7 protein-coding genes are annotated in these 16,223 nt (G+C 57.6%); 1 reads left to right on the forward strand and 6 read right to left on the reverse strand.

The features are described 5' to 3' along the window. The first annotated feature begins 784 nt into the window (after positions 1-784). Positions 785-1,792, forward strand: coding sequence for a hypothetical protein (locus ACQCS0_RS05490; RefSeq protein ID WP_426940216.1), 1,008 nt, complete (start codon positions 785-787; stop codon positions 1,790-1,792). A gap of 308 nt (positions 1,793-2,100) precedes the next feature. Here the strand turns inward: ACQCS0_RS05490 and ACQCS0_RS05495 are convergent, their stop codons facing one another. The 6 genes from ACQCS0_RS05495 to ACQCS0_RS05520 form a co-directional block, all read right to left on the reverse strand. After that, complete coding sequence (locus tag ACQCS0_RS05495; RefSeq protein ID WP_426940069.1) at positions 2,101-4,239, reverse strand: GmrSD restriction endonuclease domain-containing protein; 2,139 nt, start codon at positions 4,237-4,239, stop codon at positions 2,101-2,103. A gap of 109 nt (positions 4,240-4,348) precedes the next feature. Next, positions 4,349-7,357: a Z1 domain-containing protein gene (locus tag ACQCS0_RS05500; protein ID WP_426940070.1), complete on the reverse strand. Its 3,009-nt coding sequence runs from the start codon at positions 7,355-7,357 to the stop codon at positions 4,349-4,351. Between the two features lie 19 nt (positions 7,358-7,376). Beyond that, positions 7,377-8,357 (reverse strand): PD-(D/E)XK motif protein, encoded by a 981-nt coding sequence (locus ACQCS0_RS05505; protein ID WP_426940071.1) that lies wholly within the window; start codon positions 8,355-8,357, stop codon positions 7,377-7,379. Continuing rightward, positions 8,350-9,897, reverse strand: a complete 1,548-nt coding sequence (locus tag ACQCS0_RS05510) for an ATP-binding protein (RefSeq protein ID WP_426940072.1) — start codon at positions 9,895-9,897, stop codon at positions 8,350-8,352. The genes ACQCS0_RS05505 and ACQCS0_RS05510 overlap by 8 nt, the downstream gene beginning before the upstream one ends. After that, entirely contained in the window at positions 9,894-13,271 is a 3,378-nt protein-coding gene (locus tag ACQCS0_RS05515; protein ID WP_426940073.1) for a DUF499 domain-containing protein, read from the reverse strand. Before ACQCS0_RS05515 ends, ACQCS0_RS05510 begins: the two co-directional genes overlap by 4 nt. Before the next feature lie 25 nt (positions 13,272-13,296). After that, entirely contained in the window at positions 13,297-16,098 is a 2,802-nt protein-coding gene (locus ACQCS0_RS05520) for a DUF1156 domain-containing protein (protein WP_426940074.1), read from the reverse strand. Between the last annotated feature and the right edge of the window lie 125 nt (positions 16,099-16,223).

Here is a 16,223-nt window from a genome sequence, read left to right on the forward strand (position 1 = left end):
GGTGGACGCCGGATTGGGCGGGGATTGGATCAGGGCTGCAGGACTTGAACTTCCATCGGTATCTAATGGAAACCTCTGCCCCAACCCGACGGTGACTCTCCGCGAGTGCGCTAGATCGATTGACGTTGCAGTCGCTCAGTCCAAACAGCCAGAGCCTCACCTAGTTTTGGCATTTTTGAATCTTCATGCGGTCACAGGTGCTTGGCAGCAGAAGCGGGCGTTGGGCCTTAGCTTTGACACGGTTTGGAACGCGTGGCGAGGAATACGTGAGTTCCTGCGAAATCTGCACAGCCCGGATCGTGCCGTTAATGGCGGAGAGCCGAGCATGGTCGCCCCGAATCTGTCACGGTGGAATCCGCACAACCAGCGATCCGTCGGCGACTATGCTCCGTGGACGTCCGGGCTTGGACCTATGTTCCAGACGCTCAATGGCTGGGACTCAACTTGGAGTATGCCACCGAAACCGCGCAGCGAAGACGTACTTGAATCTGTTGCCTACTGGGGCTCATTGCCAACACTGGTACTAGGGATTCTCGGGTGGTCTGACCCCGCCGTGGGACTGGCTCGGTGGATACTTTCGGGAATGCCCACCAACACTCGGGAATTACTCCTACTTCGACGAAACTGGGGAGTCGACTCATTGATGTATTTCTGTCATCCGCAAGTGGACTGGAATCCGACAGATGGCGAGATAAATGATTTCCACAGCTCGGGGACAGAAGTAGCTGCCCTCTATGAAGCGTCCGATCGCGCTGACGAATTCAATCGCTGCGGCGGGCTGCATATGAGTACGCACCTGGGATGGCAGCTGCTGGCCTCCGGCCCGGGAAGTGGGACTTTGTTTAGTGAGATAGGCCAGGGAGAGTGCCACGCATATCTCCTGCGACTCGAGACTCTAGCTGGGTGGTATGCGCAACTTCACACGATTGGGGGAGAGCTGACGCTGCAACACCCAGGCCTGTCCATCGAGCTCACGATTTTGGCGCCATCCGTAGGCATCCTGGGCAGGTTTTCACAGTCGCAAGTGACAGCTCGATGGCACTCGACCACCGAGGAGGTTCATTGTTTGGGCAACACAGGCACAGTTGCAGAGAGGAATCTTCCATCCTCGGAGGGCTCGCGTTTCTCTAAATTAGCAACACCGACTGACGGGAGACCATCTCGCCGCTACACCAATGCACTAGTGTTCTGGGTGGCCAGCGAACTTGCCAGGCGGCACTCGGGTTACGGTCTTTACTACAATGACAACCACCCCGCAGATTCAGCTGCGCTCATACTTCGCCACGACTCGAAGCCGACAGTCGTTCTTCCTCGGCATGGTCGAGTAGGGTCTCATGGCTGGACCGAAGATGCTGAGTTCAAGTTTGATGAGTTGCTGGCATTTCAGTCGTCAAGAGCCCTCATACATGCCGTGGAACATAGGCTTGGGCTCCCGTCACCCACCGGTGCGCTGCCTACCACCAGGCATAACCTGATGTACCGTGCCATGGCAGTGATTTTGGCGTCTACGTGTCATGACAAAGATGACTGGAACTTCGCTGCGGGGTCTATCGGTTGGGGACGACCTGGCCCTTGGGATGAGTGGACATCGCCATGGCAGACAAGGAAATCGTCGTGGGCATCGGGAATGCCTTGGACGCTACTGAAAAATGGTCAGCCTCATGCGATCCTGACACCGGATGGCATAGTTCATGAGCAAAATGACCGCACGGACCTGTTCAACGCATATGTGCATAAGGACCGTCGAATTATGACGACTATTGGCGAGGTCTTCGGTCGGATTCTCCCCTAGGCCTTTGGAACGGCAGATCCGTGAAGGTGTCGACGTTCAAGCGTGTGGTCCGCTTGCGATTGACGAAATGGTTGTGTCACTAAGAGTTCGGCAAGCTCTGCTTAAGGGAGAGGCAAGGGCAATCGTTTGTCGACTGCAGGCTGCGGCCGGCGGTGGCAACGACGCTTTGGCGGCACTGCACTCCTCGCCATTCCTCGCGATGTGCCGGCAGGAATCAGAGTAAGTGGGGCCTCCGACGTGAGCAGCACCCCGCTGGCCTGAATTCAAGTCGCCGAAGCGTCGGAGGCGCATGCGACCAAGATCGTTGGCTACGAATTTGAAGACTCCGCAGGGGATTGCCGGTCATCGCCCAGCTTGCGGCGAAGCCGGTCGAGTGTGACGCCTCGATCCCGGTCGACGAACCAAAACTTCCAGCCGTTTGTTGCCTTTTGACTAAGCCCTTTGGATGCGGCGGAAGGCGAATCGAAGTGTAAGGAATTCATTATAAGGGAGCCGTCAGGCATCACCGTCGCTGTCCCCACACGGTCAGCTGTCCGAGCATGGAGGACCTGCCCCTCAACAAGAAGTCCAACATCAATTAGATCCAGAAGGGTGATCTCCTGGTCGAGACTGTTCGTCGCGCTGAAGGTCTTCGTGCCCTTAGCATCGGCTGCCACCGGCCAGATATTCTGAATCGCCGAAATTAGCAATTCACCGCGCGTCCGGATGGATTCCTCCGCCCAACCGTCGCTACCTTCGTCAAATATGCGCTGATTCATAAGAAGGATGCTGTGGGCGTTGAGGGATTGGAGCTTGCCAGGGCTGCCCAGCCATGGGCCGTTTGAAATCTTGCTATTAAGCCCGCCTGCGACAAGGGTGAGGTTCCCTAGGAGATGTACATGGTCGGCTCGCCGGGCCTGCATGGCGACGTCCGTGCCAACACTCCAATGCTCGGCCCAGCTCTGTGGGAGCAGATGCTCAATCGAATGCTTACCGCGGGTCACTCGACCTTCAGAGTACGAACTCTTTGAATGCCTATAGCCGCGGTAGTGGTCTTCTATCGATTCGAGCAGGAGGCGAACCAGCGGCTTTCGAAAGCGTGAATAGACGGCCAGGCCCCGAAGTTCATTTCGCAGCTCGGCGTCAGTTGGCCAGGCGAGGTTCGCGGCATCGGCCTCAACCAGAAGTGCCGTCAGAATATCTCCTGCGAACTGTCTGGATGAATCGTTGAGCTGACTGATGAGGTCCGCAATGAAGGATCCAATTCCTCCGTTGCCGGCTCGCATCAAGGCGCGGCGCATGAGCCAGCTCTCAAGGGACGAAACAAACTTATGCAGCTGGAGGGTCGGTACGCTCTCTTTGGATGGGTCAGTCGCCCAAATAAGCAAAGGGCCTGCGCTTTGGGTTCCCAAAACAGAGGCCCGGTATGCAAACAATCCGAGCAGACTGAGATCGCCGTCCCTCTTCTCAGCTTCAACAGTCCAGTTTTGGTAGGTCGACGCAGATGCATCTAGGGAAGGCAGAATTGCTTCCATCGATGGAGATGACGAATGCTCAGCGTACTGCTTGAATTTGCGAAAAACTTCTCTCGTTGGAGTATCCCTGCCCGTTTGTGCAGTAAGCCATTGCGCCAGAAAATTCGAAATCCTAGGCGCCGAATATCCACCGAGCTTAATTTCTGCTTCCCAGAATCTTGTTTCGAACATTGACCAATACTTGGTATACATAGCTTCGGTATCGGCTTTGTTGAGATTGAGTCGCTGGAACACATAGTTCTTAACTAAGTCGGCGCCGGTAAGGGGAGTGCCGCGGGCATTTAGTGTCTCAAAGATCAACTGAGAGTCTTCATCATGCTCCAGCTCGATTGCCACGACTGTGATCTTGTGGAGTAGCACCGACACGAGGATGTGGGCACGACGTGCGGTGTCCCCGGAGGCGACCCATTCCTCTATGCATTTACTAAAGAAGTCGTGAGCTCTCACCAGAAGGCTTGGTGATTTCCCTTTGAGGTGCCCGGGCGGATACGACGCCGTCATGAGCGATTGGTAGGCATCTTGATCACGCGTCGTGGGAGTTAGTTTGTACCGGTCGGCATCTACAAGATAGTCTTCGTTGTTTCGAAAATGTGACCGCAGATAAAGTGCTTCTTTAGCTTCATGCGCAGACAGAACCGTCCACGCAGCATGGAGCAGTAGCTGAAGCGTGGTCAATCGTTGCTGACCATCGATGATGGTTCGAGTTTGAATCATGGACCCACCAGCCACATTTTGGAGTACGATGGCGCCGAGAAAGTGAGGTTCCACCTTCTCGCCTTCTGTTTCGTAGGCCTCCGTCAACCGTTCGATATCCTCCCAGAGCGGGGCCCACTGGTGATCCTCGTTCCAGACGTATTGCCTTTGGAATAACGGGACAAGAAATCGTTGTCCTGCTTGAAACACCTGCTGCAGATTCTTGAGGTGTGTATCCATTTGGATCCCGCCCCTTTCTAGATCCGAATCCCAGGAGGAGGTCCCGCGATTGGCGTAATAAGCAATAGATCGGAATTTTATACTGCAGGTTGTGGCCGTCGGAAGCGATCTAACTAGCGGCGAGCCTGGCCTCGTGGTCGCTGAGGTTGTAGCCGTCGTCTCCCGCAGACAGGATTGCTGCATTGGCCTTCATCTGGCTGCGGACTGTGAATCCGATCTTTCCCTTGGGGGCCGAGGCGTACGGTGCGGCGTAGGACATCATCACTGCGATGACAGCCGGATCCACGTCGCCGGACAGCGACGACGGATTGCTTACCAAATGTTTCCCTCGTGGGTCGTGAGCCGCAGTCAGCAGGATTGCCCCGCGCGTTGGAGTACGGAGTTCTTCCACCAACTGGGTCGTGCCATCTTTCTGGCGTGGGTCGGCGATGGCCTCCACGGCAACACGCTGCCTTCGAGAGCTGCCAGAGAAAGCCCATTGCCGCTCCTCGCGGCGCTTTCGCTTCAGCACATTAAGCGGCAGTCCGTCGACAGTCACCGTCGTTCCTTCAGTTAGTTCGGGAACAATCACAACCCAATCCTTGATTCGCCCGTCGGCACTGGCCTTTTTGAGAAACTGAAGCTGGGGTTCGATATCGAAGGTTTCGCCAAAAGTTGTGTTCACAAGGACCTGGATGAAGTCGTCGGCTGAAACAAGTCCGTACTTGGCTGCGTAGTTTGATCCCGAGTCTGTAACGAAGGCGGCATCGTTGACGGCAGACTCAATCAGAGGTTTCACGGCTTGGAAGTTGCTTCTGTTGAGGATGTCCTTCTGCGCTGGCAGTGCGTTGAGGTCCTTCAGGCGGCCGCCTTCGCCACGCTCTGTGACGACTGCGTTGTAGCGCTTGTTGGCGGCCGTAGGGGCCAGCCATTGGAGGTGCTGTGTAACAAGTGGCGGCACGTCTCTTGGGCGAACCTGCGGCTTTCCTTCGTCGTCCAATTCGGCATAGCGCGCTAGCTCTTCGCGGAAGAGCTCCTCGTCGATGACTATGGATTCGAAGGCTTCATAGAGGTCAAAATATTTCTGCCCGCTGAGCTCGGCCCGCCCAATATACAGGCGAACCAAGTCCCTATATCCGCCACGAAAGCCGAACCATCGTCCCATCTGCATTAAAGTATCTGCAGCTAGTGTCTTTCGTCGATAGTAGGAAACGGTGAGGCCCTCAACTGTGAATCCACGGCTCAACTTCGTCCCGCCCACGAGAATGCGCCAAACAGAACCTGTATCAAAATTCAAGGCTTCTTGGTGTGTTTGCAGATCCTTGTCCCCGTTAACAACGAGAACCGGATTCTGGCTGGAGTTGATCTTGTCCAGCGCCTTCCCAATATATGGTCGAAGTTCATCAAATGACGCCGGAATCAAACCCTTGTCTTCGGCTCGAGCTTCGCTGACGGGGAGATAGTCCGCAGCCCATAATTTCTCTAACCTTGGGAGGCCCGACGACGAGTAGCCCCCCTGGGCCCACAGTTCACGCAGGACATCCGCAGTGTCCCGATGCTGGATCATTTTCACCGATTCGTGGACCAGCATGGTGTGATGTCGGAATGATAGTTCGGATTTATCCGCGCGATAAAGCTTGACAGCACCAGACAACAGATAGGCATCGAGAGCACTTCGCAGGGACTCCTCGACCGAATCGGGCTCGTCCCCTTGAACTGATCGAATGAAAGCCGCCTCGTTGGAGGTTGCAAACGATTTCGAGCCATTCTCGAACTCCACACCGAGATCATGAAAATCCTTCGCACCCATATATCCCGCGGGTCGCTTCAGAGCGATGATGAAGTCATTCGGGAATATATCTGCGGCGTCATCGGGGTCGACAAATACGTTGGCGAAGGGTGTGGCTGTATAGCCAACGTATTGGGCGCGCTTGAGTGCGCCGAGCAAGTTAGTAATCTCACGGTTTACGGCCGTGCGTTCCTTTTTCTCCGCAGCCGTCGGACGCTTTGTGCTGATGGACGCCTGGTCGGATTCGTCGTCAATGATCAGTGTTGGAATTTCGGCAAGGCTGATTTTCAACGACTTGAGATCCGATACGAGCTTTTTGAGGACGGTGGTGTTCTTCTTCACGACGACTATTTTGGCGTCCGCTTTGTATAGGTTGTCCGGGTGGTAAAGCGGCTTAGTCTTGTCCCGAAGGCCGGTACGAAACTCGAGGGCGTTGAGACCTTTCTTGAGCCGCTTATAGTCGTCGGCATATCCGGACAAGCGGACAATATCCACGAATCCGGCGTCAGAGGGTTGAACGCCGTGGGACAGGAAATTATCCCAGTCCGTATCGTCCAGATAATCGATTTCCTTGCGGTGATCCGGATCATCGACGTCCATGCCGCCGATGATATTCTCTTTGCCCACGAGCTCCATGTCGAGGCGCCGCTGGGTCTGCGTCCGGAGCATATTGAGTGTTCCAGCGAGCACGATAATCAGTCGATAGCCAGCGTCGATGGACTTGGCAATCGTTCCGGCAAACTGTGCGGTCTTCCCGCTTTGCACGTAGCCCACGACCAATCCTTTTGATTGGTAAGGAGTTTCGTTGGTGGGGTCACTGAGCCGGCTGACGACTTCACGCGTGCTGACGTCCAAATCGGCTATTGCCTCCGCTGGCCACCCCTTACCAGCCAGGACACCGCGGTAGGCCGGCCAGTAAAAGGAATGCTGCTTAGCGCGCTCGTCGGTGTACCAGGGGTCTGCTTCGGTGGCGATGACAATGTCGCCTTCGTCAGCTCGGACAGGCCATTGTCCGTTTACTGCGTCTTTGGCATCGACGCTAAAGCCAAGCAGTGTCAAGATGCGATCCCGGCGCCCGATGGTCGCAGGCTCTGAGCCTTCGAACCACTCGCCTTGGGACGTGGCGTCCCATCGAGCCAAGGCGAGTTGGAATTCCATTCGGATGGGGTCGTTGACGTTGTCCGCCGTGATGGATGAGATCAACTCTTCCTCGGTCATGCTCGGCAGATCTTCAACCTTTAGCTCGTTGTTCACGCGAACCAACAAAGATTTCGGGCGGTCCGCGCCCATGACCTTCAACTGAGAGATGATGGCTTCGCGAACAGCGGATGATGACGACGTTTCTTCCATAGGACCCGTCCCTTCGTGATTAGACCAGTTGGTCGATGGAAGTTGTTGTTTGATTCAGAGGAGCCGGTGCAGCGGCCGGTTCTCGGCTGCTGACGTCCACACGATAGGAGACATCACTGACAGTTTCGAAGTGCGGCACAACGGACTTCAGTGCCGCGGTGGTAATTGCAGGGAAGTCATCGGTAACAAGGTAAGTCTGGATGGGGCTTCGCAGCATGAATCGCTGTGAATACAAATCCGCGTCCTCGCGGCGCCAGCCCAGACCTCTTAGGTATCCCCAGAACCGCTCGGTTTCAGTGTCCAAAGAGCGCGCGACGTCGGTAACCAGTTCGTTCAAAGACTCACCGGAATCCAACCCGGCCCTAGTGATCTGAACGGAAATTAGCCATAAGTCTCGCCCCGGGTTCTTTTCGAGCTGTGACGCAGATCCGATCACGTGGATCCGTTTCTCACTGGTGGTCGTCTTACATTCGGCGTCGAATGCGCTGAAGACGAAGTCGTGTTGTTCGCTCTCAGGACCCAACCATGCGTCGACGGCACCAGCTTCGCCAATCAGGGCGATGAGTCGGCGCATGAGGAGCAGCTCGCCATACAACCCGTGTTGCTGTTCGGCGCTTAGACCGCTCTTACCCCGCAGCAACGCCTTGTAGTTGCCAAGAGCTTCCGTGGTGGCCCTCGCAAAGCTCGAACCGGCGAAAAGTTCGTCAATAATGGCTGTGAGGATGTTGTAAGCCTCGAAGTGAGCGTCGGTAGCGTCCACGCGAATCTCGAATTCGCTATCTGCTCCTTCACCTAGCACCGCGAAAGAAATTCGGCTGAATTTGCTTACGTCCGCTTCGGCCCCCTCAGCTGGCACGGTAAGGGCAATCTCTTCATGTATGGGGTCTATCGTGATTTCGCAGCGGGGAGAGTCGATGACGCGATGTCTGGAAATTTCACGTTCCGCAAACAGGCGCTCCAGCGAATCAGGGTCAAAGAATCGGTGCTGGAGGTTACTCATCGTTACTCTCTTCGTGGACGGCGGCGGCTCGACTAACATCGTCCCTCAGTGCGTGCTCGAGTGCCAGCGAAAGCCGGAAATGATCCTGCTGTCTGTTCTTTTGGAGATGGGATTTAAGAAACTCCTCCTCCAACAGCAAGAACAGTAGCGTCTTGATCAGTTGTGCATCATTTGTGGCGCCTTTGGCTCCGCCGTTGATGGCTTCCCGATAATTCTGATTTAGATAGATTGTTCGTCTTTCCAGATCTATCTCATAGAGCCCCATGCTGAGGGCTTTCCACGCAATCTGGATGGAATCTGAATTCGGCCGGAGCATCTTTTCGTTTGACGCAATCATCGTCCTGCTAGCATCGGAGAACCCGCGCCCCATGGGCGCAAACCGTCGGTGTTCTCTCGGGCGCCGGTTTGACTCCTTGAAGGCACCTCTCGCGGTGTCCAGATATTGGCGAAACGTCACGCCCGAACTGCTGACGGCTCTATCGATTGCCGTCGTCAAAGCTGGAGTAAATTGAACCCCAGTCTTTTCAGGATTGATCTTGACGTGTTCGTCGATACCTGTGCCGACGTCGAAAATCACCCGCGCTAACTGCAGCGCCTTCTCGTTGGGGAGGAGTTTCGGCCATCCGCCGAGATGCTGCAGGCGGTCGCGACGGTAGACGAATATGCCCTGGTGGTGCTCCCGGTCCCTGCCCAAGAGACGCGCCGATGGCGATGATCCGCCAGCTGGCAAAATGTGGCACTCGAGCGTGAACTCCTGACCACCCACCTGTCCCGTCAGTTTCATCGGGTAGTCGTCGTGCCCGCTTTGCCTGTAATCGAACGGGTCCGTTGGTTCAAGCCTGGAACTCAAGCCCGGTGTGGACTTGTCGGCGTCGAACACGTCAATGTAGATGTCCACAGCACCCGTCTCTAGAAGACGGTGGAAGATGACGGACAGCTCGAGTTTCAGAGCCACGAGCGCATTTTCGAACCAACGGGTCTGATCGGCGACGTTGTCGGCCGCGGACATGCCATGAACATCGGACCACTGCACGACGGTGCCGGTCGTAAGGTCGAAGCCGTAGTCGGACGCGTATAGATGCGCGAGCGCGGAGGACCCGCTGAGAATGTCGCACTGAGCGCCATTCATCATCGAGTCTTTCGTCATCCGCATGCCGGTCGGATCGTTGTTCGCAGCCCTGGTCCACACACTGAGCACATTTGCCTGGCTGAGCGAGCTTGCTTTGAGGCCCATGCCGAAGTGGCCGAGCTCGTCAGGTCGGTAGTCTCGGCGCCGGCCTACCGTCATACCGTCGCGGAGCCCCTGCGGAGTCATCCCTTTTCCGTTGTCGACGATTTGCACGCCGACAACGGTCCCGTGGCTCTGCAGGAACCGCACCAACACCGCATTGGCTTCAGCGCTGATGCTGTTGTCGATTAGGTCGGCGATAGCGGAGCTCAGAGTGTGGTGCTTTCCCAGACCCTCCATCGCTTTGGAGTCGATGGGGAGTGTGACCTGCTCTACCGCCTCCTCGCGGCCGAAGAGATCCACATGAGTCATGATTCGTCCTCGAACTTCGCCGACTCGAACTTGAGCTGCGTGGCATTCTCGCGGACCACACGTACGGTGTCGGCATCAAATCCTGCCGCGCGGTTGGCGATGACCTCGACTGAAACCTCTAGATCGGCATCGGGCACAGTCGCAAGATGATTCAGCACCTCGTCGTAAACCTTTTGAAGATCCGCTTTGAGCGCTTCGGCGCGCGCGTAGAACGTGCCGGTGAACCGTACGTTCTTCGCGCGCTCACGTTTTGCGGGTTCCACTTGCTCCCATGGCAGCCCGGTACTCCCGCCTTCCTTGCCGTCGGCGGGGCTGTCTTCCGACGTGCCGTCCTCAGACTCGTCGAGAGCTGCGTCTCTCTTCGCCGCCTCTCGCTCCCGTTGCTTCTCGGCCAGTCGCGGATCCACCAACAAGGTCGAGTCGGTGATTGTCCCAAATGAATCGTTAGTCATCGGAAGTGCCAGTCCGAGGAAGTCTCCTGAAGCCTCGTCGTACCCCTCGGCCAGGGCGAAACCCTCGGTACTCCATGTCGGCAAATCCAGCACGGCCCGCACGCCCGTTTCAAGCACCGAACGGTCGCGGATGCGCCGCAGATAGGCGTATTGCGTGTAGTAACCCCACAACTCGCCTACAGCGATGCGTCCCTCGTTCCAGCGAGCCCTCAAGCGGCCGTCTAGGGCCTGCTTGATCGCGGCTGGCGCATTGACCACGCGCAACGCGTCGTACCTTACCAACGCCGCGCCGGCACGTTCCGTAAGCGGCTCGCTGCCGCTGCCGATCTTCTGTTTAGACCATTGGACCGAGTGGCCCTCGTGGATCTCGGGCGTCAGGGCCCACAGGTAGGTGCCGGACAGTCGGAGATCCACAGCCTTTCGGCTTTCCGCGAGCCGTGCCTTGACCTGGGTTTCTTGCTGGCGAGTCAGGCCGAGATCATCGATTTGGCCGTTGATGTCGCGCCATGCAATGAAGTCACGGACCGCAGTATCAAGCGAGGCGTACTCGGTCTCGTCAGGTGCCAGGAACACAACCGTGTTGCGGTGCTGCCGGTTCGCGGACCCGCGATGTTCGTACACATCGTGAGCGAACGCCAGTGCATCGCTCGTCTCCGATTTGCTTCGGTGCCGGTGCTTAGGGTGAAGGAGGACAAGCCGAACGCCTTCCGCATCAGGAACGTCCGAGGACGACGACGGCGCTACCACCGTTCCCGCGAACGCGGAAGTTGGGCGCCCCTCGACTTTGTTGAGGCGGTCCACAATCTCCTGCCAGACGTCTTCTTTGTGCAGGCGCTCGGCAATGTCCTTTGCCTTGCGACTCACTGATGCCTGGACATCGAACCAATAGCGGCTGGACTCGGAGTAAAAGTAGGTGGCCTGCTCGGACATGAGCTGGAGTGCGCTGCCGAAGTTGCCCACCACGTCCCCGGGGATGGCCACGCCAAGGGCCACGTGCTGACGCTCGATTCCCTTGTGGGCGCTGCGGAGGGTTGGTGCCGAGCCCAGAAAAATTGTTCGGGCCAAGCGTCGAGAAAGTAGTCGCTGCTGGAAGGCCGGTCTCGACGCATCAATGCGGGCCGGTGTAGCTGCTGAGCCGTCGACGTCGGCGTCGATGATGGGTTTCCATTGGTCGTCGAGGTACTGGGTGATCTCCGTAAGAACACCGTCCGTGTCGAGTGGGACGCTGCCCGGCATGATCATCGGACTCTGGTCGCCAGCCGTCCATAGCTCGTGAACCACCGTGCTCATAAGCCGCAGCACACCGCGGGTTCGCTGGAACCTTTCCAGCGTGGACCAGTCGCGGTAGAGGCGCTCGAAGAGCTCCGGGTGGATAGGATACGCCTCGGCAATGCGGCGCTCGTATTCGCGATCCATGGTTTCGATGGGAAACTCATCGCGATGATTCTTATAGAACTCGGCGAACTGGCGGGCTGTTGATGAGATGTCGACGGAAGCGTCACCGGATGGAGCTTCAAACAGCCGCCGGCGTACGATCTCGAATGACTCCCGCGACGTTGCAGGCCGCCACTGATCTGCCACCCGACGGACTACGTTTTGAAGGCGCTCGAGTGCAGCTTTGCCGTTGGCGCCGCCGACTTCGAGGTCAGACGACGAGTCCAGCTGCCCTTCCGAGGTGTGGTCGGACGCCGGAATGGAGACCACCAGCATGACGCCGGGTACCGATTTTGCCGCTTCCGTGAGCGTCTGCGCAAAGGTGAACTGCGTGTCGAAGGTGCCAGCAGGCAAGCCATCCCGCGCGTACAGCTGCCGGGCATATGCCACCCATTCGTCGATGAGAATGAGCGCCGGAGAGTAACGGCTCAGCAGCGTCCTCAGGCTTGCGCCGGGATTGGTGCCGGAGACGTCGGATTCCTTGACGATGTCGTAGCCGTCACGTCCACCGAGCTGCCAGGCCAGCTCGCCCCACAATGTGTTAACGACGGTGCCGTCGGCGTTGGCTCTGTCCTGCCCCGGTGTTACAGCTATGTGATTTCCCACGAGGACTGCGCGCCTGCACGTTCCGAGCGCCTGGAGATCGGTGCCGTTGAGGAGCTCTTGAATTTCCTGAGGGTATTCACCGAGTTCGTGGCCTGACATGATGTGCCAGAGCGCGAGCATGGAGTGGGTCTTTCCGCCGCCAAAGTTGGTCTGCAGGTTGATCACCGGGGGAGCGTTGAGATCTCCGCTAATGCGGCGAACGGCTTTCTCGAGGAGATCCTTGAGGCCTTCGGTCAGGTAGGTGCGGCGGAAGAACTGCACAGGATCGATGTATTCCTCGGATCCGATACCTTGCGCGACCATGTGGAGGTCAGCTGCGAATTCACTGGCGTTGAAAGTTCCAGTGATGACATCGGCGTGGGGTGTAACGACGTCGCGCCATGCCTTAATCGTTGAGGAGCCCGTTTCCGTGAGGACACCCGAGGTCGTCGCCTTCTTGACGTCTTTTTGGAAGTTGCTGTTGCGGAGGTCCTCGCGGGAAGCCCTGATCAGATCGGCGCCAGCGGGGTACCCAACCACTCGCAAGAGTCGTTCGAGAGTGTCCAGTGCACGATAGGCGTCGTCGAAATTGACTGGTGTTCGGTGCGCCCAGTTATTGCGGATATCCCGGGCCTCGCCAGCCAAATTCTGCTCGGCTCGGGACAGCTTGCCATCAAAGGGGAACCAACCGGGAATGAGTTTTTCCGTGAGCGCCCGGAGTTGATCATTGGTGTCAAGGCTGTTGTATCTTTTTACCGCTCCATTCTGTGCGTCTTTGGCGGCCAGAATGATCGTCCAATCCTTGCCTGGCGGCACTTTGGACGCGAGCGCTTCGGCGACGAAGGGCTCTAGGCCCTGCGCCAAAATATCGAGCGCCTTGCCGATTCGGTCGAGATTACTCATTGCCATGATGCCCCCAGGTGCCGTTCTAGAACTCGTCGTCGATGGATTCGAAGTCGAATCCCGTCTGTATGGTTGTGGCCGCGCCGGATTCGGAGGCCCGCAGGATATCGGGCCACGCTGTGGCCAGATTGTTGAAGGTCTGGCCAATGGTGGACCAGTTCTTGAGCTCGGCAATCGAGTACAAAAGGTAGGCGAGTTCCTTGACCGCATCGAAGTCGATGCGTGATCCCGGAGCCTTCTTCAGCTTGGCCACGAGTTGCCCCGCAGCTTCGATGCCCTTCTCATCAAGTACGCGGGCCGTGTGGAGCGAAGCTTCCCAGACGCTGAGTCGGTGATCGCGACGTGGGTCGTAATCGTCCGGCACCTTCGCTGGGGCGAAGAGCTGGACCTTGCCTCCGCGGCTGGTCAGAATGCCGCCGCGTTCCAAACCTGGAAGCGATGTGTTCAAGGCGGTAGCGAGAGTCTCGGCTTCGCCGAATGCTCCCTCCTCGAAGCCGTGCTGGCGGAACCACGTGATCGCCCAACGAGTGTCTGAGTCGAAGTCGCCCTCCAACTCGTTAAGTACTTCGGCAAGGACCTGGTTGATGAGCTCAAGGGCCGAACGGACACCCATCGTTGAGCCGTCAGCTTCAGTCACCTTTGAGAAACGCGTGAAGACTGCCATGCCTGGGCCGATCGTGGACTGCGCAAGGTCGACTGGTGCGACCGCTGCCTGCTGCAATTCGCGTAGTTTGGACGGGAGCTCGGAACGGAGGACGGACAGGAAACCGCCGCGGTCATTGGAAGAGGCCGATTCGCTGCGCGGTCTGCAGGCTAGGACAATTGACGATGCCAATGCGTTCGAGCCCACACCGATGAGCCGGGCTCCGCGCTCGCTGCGCACCGGCCATGTAGCCGTGACCATCCATCCTGCCCGAACGATTCCCTCGAGAATCGTGGCCCAACCAGTCGACGATGATCCGTCGGAGGTTGTCTCGGATTGTTTAAATGCATAGAACACACTGATCGGATAGTCGGGGTTGGCGCCTTTACGCATGTTGACAAAGACGTCTTCAAAACCGGACTCGAAAAATTCTTCCGCGGACTTCTTACTGCCATGACGGTACGCATTCGCCACGAGCTCTTCAGTCTTGGGGACAAGGAGTGTGGCCATGAGCTTCGGATGGATGGTCCTTAGCGCTCGACGCTGCCATACGTAGAAAAAGTCCGAAAGGTCCGAGTAACCGATATTGTCGTAGTAGGGCGGATCGGTGGAAACGACCATGCCGGAATAATCGCGCGAGGACGCGTCCGCTTGAATGGCATGGCCCGCGGTCTTTTGGCCAGCACTTCGGACTGCCTTTTCTACCCACTCGAGCTGGCCAAAGAAGTTGCCTGACGAAGTTGAGAATGGGTTTACTTCCGCGAAGTCCCAGACCATCGGAATGGCTTGTCGACCAAAGACATTACGCATGGTCTCTCCAGCGCTGATCCAGCTGCACATGCTGGAGAAGTAATCTGCACACCGACTGACTGCGAGGCCGAGGTAGGTGGCGACGGCGTCCGCATAGGCCGCGGCTCCGCCCCCGCCAGATTCCAGGCGATCGCCTTCCGGCAGACCTGCGTCTAGCGCATGTCTCAAGACCTCCTCACGCGCCTCAGCCACGAGGTCGCTCAGCGTGGTGAGGGCTATGAGCTGGCGGTTGGTAAATAGGTCAGAGAACTTCGTCAGCCCGTAGTTTGGCGTCTTGAAGTCTCTAGGGTTCTGGGCAAGATATCCTTCGGGTATGTCGGCGGGCGCGGTGCAGTTCAGTGCCGTTTGGACGTGCGATTCACTGGGCGGAAGGTAGGTTCGCGACCTGGTTCCTTCGCCAACGACAGCGATGAGGTTTGTACCCAGCCCGATATCTCGACCCTGCTGGCGGATGTACTTGAGCTCGATACCGCCGCCGCACGAGATGCACGTTGCGCCGGCTCGGCCTACCGTCCCGTCATATTCTCCCGTCGGTGCCGCGTCAGGGTCGGCGCCGATAGAGTAAGTGACCTGACCGTTTTCGACAATCGGAATTACGTAAGCTTCTCGACCCTTCTTCTTCCCCAGCCACCAGGAGCGCACGAGGGGCACAGCTATGTGGCACGCTGGGTTGGGGCATATAACTGTGCGAGCCCAAATCCACGCGACAACGGTGGTCGTCTGACCGGCCCCGATTTCGATGGCCGGATACAGGTGGCCGATCCTCTGGGTCGCCGCATCACGAATCCACTCACCATAGGCGTGGATGTCTGCGGCCAGACCCTCGGGCCCAGTCCACGCAGTCGTCTGGCCGTCAGCAAGCCGCGGGAATACGGGTGGTGTATCGGCGAACTTAGGTGGGATCTCGATCAGCGCCTTGTTGATCAGTACAGCAACGGGGTTGAGATCGGAGGCGTGGGCCTCGAGGCCGAGTCGCTGTGCTTCGAGCGGAATGGACCCGCCACCGGCGAAGGGGTCCAGAATGGCCGGTGGGCCGTCCGGTCCAGCCGACTTCACGATCTCCGCGTGAGCAGCGCTGAGGAGCGCCTTGTTGTTCAAGTTCTCCCAGACAACAAGCTGCTCGATGATGCCGTGCAGTCGCGCACGCTCGATAGTCTGCTCCTCTTCAGTCGGGAAGCGCTCCGGATGCGAGGACGGGTCATCGACCAGCTGCGCAAAGAGCACAGCACGGGCCGCGGCAAGCGGACGTCGGGCCCACCACAGATGAAGAGTGGACGGGTGTCCATGACGGATGGACTTTTCGCGTGCTGACTCCCGGTTGATGACCTCGAGGGGCATCGAGACCTCGATGAGTTTCCGCTTCTCCGCGTGCATACGTGCTTTTGTCCATTCATGTTGTGCTGCAAGAACCAGGGCGCCCCGTTTCCACAACCAAATGTATACTCTGCTGGCTGGCTGAACGGCATGGGGCTCGCGTGGTGATCCAAAGGTCTAACGAT

Origin of the sequence: Pseudarthrobacter sp. S6, assembly GCF_050156575.1 — a bacterium.
Lineage (GTDB): Bacteria > Actinomycetota > Actinomycetes > Actinomycetales > Micrococcaceae > Arthrobacter.

Excerpts from the sequence above, each read along its gene's own strand:
- ACQCS0_RS05500 (WP_426940070.1), bottom strand. The coding sequence starts at position 7,357 with ATGGAAGAAACGTCGTCATCATCCGCTGTTCGCGAAGCCATCATCTCT.
- ACQCS0_RS05505 (WP_426940071.1), bottom strand. The coding sequence starts at position 8,357 with ATGAGTAACCTCCAGCACCGATTCTTTGACCCTGATTCGCTGGAGCGC.
- ACQCS0_RS05520 (WP_426940074.1), bottom strand. The coding sequence starts at position 16,098 with ATGCACGCGGAGAAGCGGAAACTCATCGAGGTCTCGATGCCCCTCGAG.
- ACQCS0_RS05495 (WP_426940069.1), bottom strand. The coding sequence starts at position 4,239 with ATGGATACACACCTCAAGAATCTGCAGCAGGTGTTTCAAGCAGGACAA.
- ACQCS0_RS05510 (WP_426940072.1), bottom strand. The coding sequence starts at position 9,897 with ATGACTCATGTGGATCTCTTCGGCCGCGAGGAGGCGGTAGAGCAGGTC.
- ACQCS0_RS05490 (WP_426940216.1), top strand. The coding sequence starts at position 785 with ATGAGTACGCACCTGGGATGGCAGCTGCTGGCCTCCGGCCCGGGAAGT.
- ACQCS0_RS05515 (WP_426940073.1), bottom strand. The coding sequence starts at position 13,271 with ATGAGTAATCTCGACCGAATCGGCAAGGCGCTCGATATTTTGGCGCAG.